Origin of the sequence: Cupriavidus basilensis, assembly GCF_029335485.1 — a bacterium.
GTDB classification, from domain to species: domain Bacteria; phylum Pseudomonadota; class Gammaproteobacteria; order Burkholderiales; family Burkholderiaceae; genus Cupriavidus; species Cupriavidus basilensis_E.
Genome location: NZ_JARJLM010000678.1, coordinates 1 through 2,399 on the forward strand (window position 1 = coordinate 1; position 2,399 = coordinate 2,399).

The window sequence follows — 2,399 nt, forward strand, 5'->3', positions numbered from 1 at the left end:
TGCCCGCGGGGGAGGCCCGCCGCCGTGCCGGCTGGCGTGTGTTCGGCGCGCGTCCGGGCGGCTACAGCACGGGCCTGCAGGACCTGATCGACGGCCGCGGCTGGCAGGACGATCACGATCTGGCACAGGCCTACCTCCATGCCGGCGGCCATGCCTACGGCCAGGGCACGGATGGCGTCGAGGCGCGCGCCAGCTTTGCCGAGCGCCTGGCCAGCCTGGATGCCGTGGTGCAGAACCAGGACAACCGCGAGCACGACCTGCTCGACGCCAACGATTACTACCAGTTCCAGGGCGGCATGGCGGCCGCCGCGCGCGCGTTCGGCGGCGCGCAGCCAGCGGTCTACCATGGCGACCACAGCAATCCGGCGGCGCCGCGCATCCGCACGCTGCAGGAAGAAATCAGCCGCGTGATCCGCGCGCGGGTGGTCAATCCCAAGTGGATAGCCGGCGTCAAGCGGCATGGCTACAAGGGCGCCTTCGAGATGGCCGCCACCGTGGACTACCTGTTCGGCTTCGATGCCACTACCCGCGTGGTGGCCGATCACCAGTATGCGCTGGTCACCGATGCCTATGTGAACGACGCCGACACCCGCGCCTTCCTGCGCCAGCACAATCCGCGCGCGCTGCATGCCATCTGCGAGCGCCTGCTCGAAGCGGTGCAGCGCGGCTTGTGGCAGGAGCCCGGAGCGCACCGCGCCCAACTCGAACAACACCTGCTCGACAGCGAGCAGGCGCTTGAAGGAACTCCCACATGAACGTGAACGCCAGCGGCCGGCACTTGCGGGTGCCGTTTCCCTTCAGTGCCCTGGTGGGCCAGCAGCGCCTGCAGCAAGCCCTGCTGCTCGCCGCGGTGGACCCCGGCATTGGCGGCGTGCTGGTGAGCGGCCCGCGCGGTACCGCCAAGTCGACCGCCGCGCGCGCGGTGGCCGAACTGCTGCCCGAAGGGCAGTTCGTCACCCTGCCGCTGGGCGCCAGCGAAGAGCAGTTGATCGGCACCCTCGACCTTGGCCACGTGCTGCGGCAGAGCGAGGTACGCTTCGCTCCCGGCCTGCTGGCACGTGCGCACCAGGGGGTGCTCTACGTGGACGAGGTCAACCTGCTGCCGGATCATCTGGTCGACCAGTTGCTCGACGTTGCCGCCAGCGGCGTCAACCTGGTGGAACGCGATGGCGTATCGCACCAGCACGAGGCGCGCTTTGTGCTGGTGGGTACCATGAACCCGGAGGAGGGCGAACTGCGTCCACAGTTGCTGGACCGTTTCGGGCTGGCGCTGACGCTGGAGAATTGCATCGATCCCGCGCAGCGCCAGGCTATCGTCAAGGCGCGGCTGGCGTTCGACACCGATCCCGTAGCGCTGCGCACGCGCTTCGCCACCGAGCAGGAAACGCTGACGCGGCAGGTCAGGCTGGCGCGTGCCGCGCTGCCGTCGCTCTGGTTCAGCGATGCCGTGCATGAGCGGGTCAGCCACCTGTGCCTGGCCGCCGCCGTCGACGGCGTGCGCGCCGACCTGGTGATGCTGCGCGCCGCGCGCGCGCTGGCAGCGCTGCAATGCGATGCGGCGGTAGCGCCCGCGCATGTGGACGCCGTGGCGGAACTGGTACTGCATCACCGCCGCCAGGCGGCACCGGAAGGCGGCGGGCAGGGCGGCACGGGAACCGATGCCGGTGATGCCCGCGCGCCGGGCGAAGCCAGCGATGCCGGGGACGACACGGCGGGCAACGGCGCCTGCGGCGCCACCAATCCCTGGGGCGCGCTCCCGGCCCCGCCCGCGGGCGTTGCATCGGGCCTCGCCACAGTCAAATCCGTAAGGCCGCTGCCCGCAAAAAAAGCCTGAGCCACCGGCAGGCCGCCGCCGAATCCCGGCAAGGCGGCAACCGGTGGCAGGCCCCTCGTCTGGCTTCCCCGCACGGCCGCCCCGCTGGCCCGCGCATCCATTGGCCGCGCACGCTGGCAGCCAAGCGCGGCGAGACGCTGGCGGCCGGCCACCTGCGCATGCGCGCGCAGCAGGCGCATGCCGGCGTATTGCATTGCTTCGTGCTGGATTGTTCGGCATCGATGGTGCACGGCCGCCAGCTGGCGCTGGCCAAGGGCGTGCTGCTGCGCTTGCTGCAGCGCGCCTATCAGGCGCGCGCCGAAGTGTCGCTGGTGTGCTTCGCCGGTGGCCGCGCCGAGGTACGCCTGCAGCCGGCGCGAGCCCGCCCGTGGAGCGAAGCCTGGATCCGCCCGATCGCCGGCGGCGGCGGCACGCCGCTGGCGCTCGGCATGGAACGCGCCGGCCAGCTGCTGGCGCAGGCCGCGCGCCACCGCCCGGCGCAGCAGCGCTGGCTGTGGCTGCTCAGCGATGGCCGCAGCAGCGAGCAGCCCCCGCGCCCGCCTTGGGCGGATGTCGTGATGGTGGT

The 2,399-nt window shown here is 71.7% G+C and carries 3 protein-coding genes; all 3 read left to right on the forward strand.

All coding sequences use genetic code 11. The features are described from left to right. The coding region (locus P3W85_RS41640) for a cobaltochelatase subunit CobN (RefSeq protein ID WP_276269116.1) at positions 1-755 on the forward strand (755 nt) is incomplete at its 5' end. Beyond that, complete coding sequence (locus P3W85_RS41645) at positions 752-1,834, forward strand: ATP-binding protein (protein WP_276269117.1); 1,083 nt, start codon at positions 752-754, stop codon at positions 1,832-1,834. The genes P3W85_RS41640 and P3W85_RS41645, both read left to right, overlap by 4 nt. A 158-nt stretch (positions 1,835-1,992) precedes the next feature. Further along, a partial coding sequence (locus tag P3W85_RS41650) for a vWA domain-containing protein (protein WP_276269118.1) occupies positions 1,993-2,399 on the forward strand: 407 nt, incomplete at its 3' end.